General features: G+C 63.4%; 6 protein-coding genes and 1 rRNA gene. 4 read left to right on the top strand and 3 right to left on the bottom strand.

Annotated elements, in window-relative coordinates; genetic code table 11:
- Nucleotides 1-211 precede the first annotated feature (211 nt).
- Both mce and ACYP01_RS17450 read left to right on the top strand, forming a co-directional pair.
- Nucleotides 212-685: a methylmalonyl-CoA epimerase gene (mce, locus tag ACYP01_RS17455; protein WP_007733251.1), complete on the top strand. Its 474-nt coding sequence runs from the start codon at nucleotides 212-214 to the stop codon at nucleotides 683-685.
- Nucleotides 686-725: 40 nt separating this feature from the next.
- Nucleotides 726-1,784 carry a hypothetical protein gene (locus ACYP01_RS17450; RefSeq protein ID WP_217017445.1) on the top strand — a complete coding sequence of 353 codons (1,059 nt, stop codon included), beginning with the start codon at nucleotides 726-728 and terminating at the stop codon, nucleotides 1,782-1,784.
- 7 nt (nucleotides 1,785-1,791) lie between these two features.
- On the opposite strand, the gene ACYP01_RS17445 is transcribed toward ACYP01_RS17450, so the two are convergent.
- Together ACYP01_RS17445 and nucS are read right to left on the bottom strand one after the other, a co-directional pair.
- Nucleotides 1,792-2,136 carry a hypothetical protein gene (locus ACYP01_RS17445; RefSeq protein WP_054828484.1) on the bottom strand — a complete coding sequence of 115 codons (345 nt, stop codon included), beginning with the start codon at nucleotides 2,134-2,136 and terminating at the stop codon, nucleotides 1,792-1,794.
- 19 nt (nucleotides 2,137-2,155) lie between these two features.
- Nucleotides 2,156-2,830, bottom strand: coding sequence for an endonuclease NucS (nucS, locus tag ACYP01_RS17440; protein WP_007733244.1), 675 nt, complete (start codon nucleotides 2,828-2,830; stop codon nucleotides 2,156-2,158).
- Nucleotides 2,831-2,872: 42 nt separating this feature from the next.
- Between nucS and ACYP01_RS17435 the strand changes: the two genes are divergently transcribed.
- A complete protein-coding gene (locus ACYP01_RS17435; RefSeq protein WP_083058322.1) occupies nucleotides 2,873-4,465 on the top strand; it encodes an adenylate/guanylate cyclase domain-containing protein in 1,593 nt (530 codons plus the stop codon).
- 141 nt (nucleotides 4,466-4,606) lie between these two features.
- Nucleotides 4,607-5,233 (top strand): dihydrofolate reductase family protein, encoded by a 627-nt coding sequence (locus tag ACYP01_RS17430; RefSeq protein WP_459681473.1) that lies wholly within the window; start codon nucleotides 4,607-4,609, stop codon nucleotides 5,231-5,233.
- A gap of 180 nt (nucleotides 5,234-5,413) precedes the next feature.
- On the opposite strand, the gene rrf is transcribed toward ACYP01_RS17430, so the two are convergent.
- Nucleotides 5,414-5,504 (bottom strand): 5S ribosomal RNA (rrf, locus tag ACYP01_RS17425); the annotation flags it as partial.

The following is a 5,504-nucleotide window of genomic DNA, read 5'->3' as shown; positions in this document are numbered from 1 at the left end:
TTGATGGCGATGCCGCCGAGGTCGGACCCGGAGAGGTCTTTCAACGATCCGAGGAGTCGACCCATCGGGGTACGAGCTCCCGCAACAATCACAGAACTGGTCACGATTTCCTCCGGCTGCAAAAGAGAGATAGTCGTCGGTTCCGTGCGGCCTAAGAGCCAAGTCACATCCCGACGTGTACTCCTCAAACGGTAGCGCTACCGTGAAAGGTATGACACAGACCTCCCCCAGTTCTGCACTCGCACCTTTGTCGTCCGACCTCGTCGTCGCGATCGATCACGTCGGAATCGCGGTGCCCGATCTCGACGTGGCAATCGAGTGGTACACGCAGCACCTGGGCATGGTGTCGACCCACGAGGAAATCAACGAATCGCAGGGCGTGCGTGAGGCCATGCTCTCCGTCGTCGGCTCCCCCGCCGGATCCACTGCCGTTCAGCTGCTCGCGCCTCTGGACGAGAATTCGACCATCGCCAAGTTCATCGACCGAAGCGGCCCCGGACTCCAGCAGCTCGCCTACCGGGTCACCGACATCGACGCCATCTCCGCCGAGCTTCGCGACCGCGGGGTTCGGTTGCTGTATGACGCTCCCCGACGCGGTACGGCCAACTCGCGCATCAACTTCATTCACCCGAAGGACGCCGGCGGCGTCCTGGTGGAACTGGTCGAACCCGACGCGAGCCACTAGCAGACCCGACTCCAGCTCGTATGCCAGGTAGATTGTCGCCATGGCATACGAGCAGGACCGCGGTTCGATCCAACTTCCGTTCCAGATCGCACGGAAGGGATACGACCGCGACGAGGTACGCAACTACTTCGAGCGATTCGACGCGGAGCTGCGAGTTACCGCGGCTGATCGTGATGCTGCCGCTGCGCAGGCCCGTGACCTCGCCAAGCAGCTCGACGATGCACGCGACGACATCGACGACCTCCGCAAGGACGTCGACCGCCTCTCGGTACCGCCCACCACTGCGGAGGGCATGAGCGATCGCATCAGCCGCATGCTGCGCCTTGCCTCCGACGAGGCCTCGGAGGTGCGCGCGAAGGCCGAGGCCGACGCAGCCGAGATGACCTCCATCGCCGAACAGGACGGCGCCCGCCTTCGTGGTCACTACGAGTCGCTGATCGCCGAACTCGAGGACCGTCGCAACGCGATGGAAACCATGCACGAGCAGACCATGGCGCAGGCCCGTACCGAAGCCGCCCGGATCGTCGAAGCCGCGCAGGCCGAGCGGGATCGACTGGCTGCCGAGTCCGAGGCCAAGCGCACTCAGATCCGCGAAGACTTCGACATCTCGATGTCGGAGCGCCGCGCCAAGGTCGTCGCCGCCGTCAACGAGCTGGAGTCGTCGAGCAAAGCAGAGGCCGAGCGTCGACTCGCCGATGCGTCGCACGAGGCTCAGCGCAGGCTGCAGGCCGCCACTGATCAGTCCGAGCGCAAGATCGCTCACGCGAAGGAACTCACCGAAGAACTGCGCGTTCTCCGTGGCCGAATCCTGGCTCAGCTCTTGGGTATTCGCGGACAACTCGATTCGGTTCCGGCTATGCTCGCATCGGTCAACCGGGAGAGCGAACTCCTCGATGCACCGCCCGCTCCGGTCATCGTCGAAGCCGAGGAAGATCTCGAGATCGAAGACAAGAAGGCCGACGCAGATAAGGTCGACGCAGATCCGGTCAAATCAGAACCGAGTATCGACGAAGACGACGTTCTCGAGGACTCGGACGAGACGACCACCGCCGAGATCGACACCCGCGCCGTCGAGCAGCGAGCCCAGTCCAGGAACTGATCGACGCTCAGGACCACCGTCTGGTCAGGCTGCGCGTACCGCGGCCTGACCAGCATCCGGTATGCCAGTGTCGACGCTCGTTCGCGCCGCCCGGTTCCGAAGGCCACGTCACCACGTGAGCGACGCCGGGTCTGATGTCGTGATCACAACCGGGGCATCGATAGAACTTCGTCGCGTTGGAGCCGGGTATCGGCCTCACCATGTACATTTCACCGCCCGGACCGGGTTCCTCCCGGACCAGCGCTCCGCCGAACAACACACCGCTTGGTGACGCCGACTCCGCGCTCGAATCCCGCGCACGCCGAGTATCCGTTCGACGGGTTTGCTTCGGCGAAGGTTTGCGGCGCGGCATGGTTCGAGTCTAAACAGCGTCAGAAGAGGCGGAACTCGGTGCTTTCGGTGCCCCGCAAGGCCTCGTAGTCAAGGACCAGGCAACGGATCCCACGGTCGTTGGCCAAAGTCTTTGCCTGTGGCTTGATCTGTTGCGCTGCAAAAACTCCCGTGACCGGCGCGAGCAGCGGATCGCGGTTGAGCAATTCGAGGTAGCGCGTCAACTGCTCGACGCCGTCGATCTCGCCGCGACGCTTGATCTCCACCGCCACCGATGCACCGTCCGCGTCTCGGACCAGAAGATCGACCGGCCCGATGGCCGTCATGTACTCACGCCGCACCAACGTGTAGCCGGGGCCGAGTGTCTCGACATGCTCCGCCAGAAGTTCTTGAAGGTGTGCCTCGACACCGTCCTTGATCAATCCCGGATCGAGACCGAGTTCATACGACGAATCGTGCTCGACCTCTTCGAGAGTGATCCGCAGTTCCTCGCCCGCCTTGTTGGTGACGACCCACAGGATGTCGTCGCCGTCCCCGGTGGTCTCGACCAACCAGCACGGCGGACTCATCCAGTTGAGCGGCTTGTACGCCCGATCGTCGGCATGGATACTGACCGAGCCGTCGGCTTTGACCAACAGCAGTCGTCTTGCGGTAGGGAGGTGGGAGGTCAGGCGTCCCACATAGTCGACACGGCAACGAGCAATAACTAGGCGCACCGGACCACCCTAAGCGATCATTACGACTACTCTCGACACACTATGCAGCGAAGCCGTGTCCCGAGTGCGCCCCTGGGGTCGTGGCTGCTCGGATCCACCGACGAAAGCCCCAGGCGCCGCCGAATCCGCGTCCAGGCACTACTCACCGCGCCCCTCCTGGTCACAAACCTGATCGGAGCGGTACTGGCGATCGTGCTCATCGGATTCGTGGTTCCCGGACCCGAGATCATCCACCCCGAATTCGCATGGATCAACTTCATTGCCGTGCCCGTCTTCATCGGGTGTGTCTTTCTCATCGGACTTCTGTGGGGCACCAAACGGCTGATGCGGGATCTTCGATGGGCCACCGAGGATCACCCACCGACAGAGCAGAATCAACGCGCGGCGCTGCGCGGGCCGTGGCGACTGACCCGAGTGCAAGCCGTCCTGTGGACGGCCGCGCTCATCACCTTCACGACCATGTACGGAATCGTCGACCCCGACACTATTCCGAAAGTTCTGTTCACCGTGGCTTTCAGCGGTATCACCACGTGCGCTTTCTGCTACCTGCTCAGCGAGTTCGCACTCCGCCCGATTGCTGCGCGTGCACTCGAATCCGGAGCACCCCGCAAGGCTGCCGTTCTCGGACTGACCGGCCGGACAATCCTCGTCTGGCTGCTCGGAAGCGGAGTCCCCGTCACCGGCTTGATGCTCGTGGCGGTCTTCAGCTTCATCCGGCCTGCATCGTGGCAAGCCCTCGCGATCGCCATCCTCGTCATCGGTGGGATCACGCTGTGCGTCGGACTCGGGCTGACATACATCAACATTCGGTCCGCCGCGGCCCCCATTCGGTCCGTGCGACGAGGAATGGAACAAGTCACCCGTGGCGACCTCACCGCGTCCGTCGTCGTGTACGACGGAACGGAACTGGGGCTACTGCAGGCCGGCTTCAATCGCATGGCCGAGGGTCTGCGCGAGCGAGAGCGAATACGCGACCTCTTCGGGCGCCACGTCGGACACGAGGTTGCCGCAAACGCGGTTCGCCGAAACCCGGAACTCGGCGGTGAAGAACGTGACGTTGCCGTTCTCTTCGTCGACGTCATCGGATCGACCACGATCGCGGCCACCAACTCTCCTACCGCGGTGGTCGCTCTACTCAACCGTTTCTTCGACGTCATCGTCGACGAGGTAGACGCACACGGCGGATTCGTCAACAAGTTCGAGGGCGACGCAGCGCTGGCGATCTTCGGAGCGCCGACGACACTCGACGATCACGCCGGCAGCGCACTCGCCGCTGCCCGCAAGATTCAGCAGCGCCTGCGTGCCGAGGTTCCGGAAGTGAGCGCGGGAATCGGCGTCGCCGCAGGTGTTGCCGTAGCCGGGAACGTCGGTGCGCGAGAGAGATTCGAGTACACCGTCATCGGTGATCCCGTCAACGAAGCGGCGCGACTGTCCGAGGTCGCCAAGACGGTTCCGGGTAACGTCGCCGCATCCGGTCGGGCTGTGGCCGCCGCTGACAGTGCCGAGGCTGCACAGTGGTCGATCACCGAGAACATCACCCTTCGCGGCCGCCTCGAACAGACCGAGCTCGCGATTCCGTGCGACGCCCTAAAGTCCGAGACCAGCCCGTCAGACTCCGTGCCGGTTCAGCCCTGACCCCACCGCCCCCCTGAGCGAACGGCACGTTCGGTCGATCCAAGGCGATCAACGCCACGTTCGCTCGATGACTTTCCCGCTTCTCGACGGTCTATATCGGCACAGCGAGAATCCGACGACGCCTGGGAGATGGGTACGACTATGAAACTGACGACCTTTACCATCGTCACTCTCGACGGGGTGATGCAAGGACTCGGTGGGCCGGACGAAGATCGCCGTGGCGGATTCGAGCGGGGCGGCTGGTCCGCGCCATTGGTGGACACCGAAGCCATGGACTATCTCGTCCAGGTCTACCAGCGAGCTGACGCGTTCCTGTTCGGGCGACACACGTACGAGATCTTCGCCGGCTATTGGGGCGCGTTCGAGAATCCCGACGTCAACCCCATTGCAAGCGCACTGAATTCGCGGCCCAAGTACCTTGCGTCGACGACGCTCACCGATCCGCAATGGACGAACACGACAGTCCTTTCAGGTGACACCGCCACAGCTCTCGGCGAACTGAAAGCCAGACCCGGCGGTGAGCTTCAGGTGCACGGCAGTGGCAACCTGTGCCGCTGGCTTCTCGCGAACGATCTGGTCGACGAGATGGTCCTGCTGATCGTTCCGGTGGTGGTAGGCCAGGGCACGCGACTGTTTCCCGACTCCGGACCGGACATCGCACTCGAGCTGGCCGAATCGCGAGCCACATCAAAGGGCGTGACGATTCAGAGGTATCTGCCGGCTGGCCGGCCGAAGTATGCGACTGCCACCGCCGACGGCATCGAGTGATCAGGGCAAAGCGCCCGTCGTCCTCAGTCGTGCTCCCGCCCCTGATGGTGTGAACGGTACGTTCGGTCGATCTGAGGCGACGAACGTGCCATTCGCTCGAAGTCGGGGGGTGTTTCGGGGGGTGTTTTGGGTACGAGAAAGCCCCCCAACCATCACTGGTTGGGGGGCTTCTCAAGTTGTGTTCGGCGGTGTCCTACTCTCCCACACCCTGTCGAGTGCAGTACCATCGGCGCTGAAGGGCTTAGCTTCCGGGTTCGGAATGGGACCGGGC

It is taken from the genome of Rhodococcus sp. no. 34, from assembly GCF_054589475.1.
Note: the sequence above shows the minus strand (reverse complement) of the source record. Positions and strands in the feature narration are given on the sequence as shown.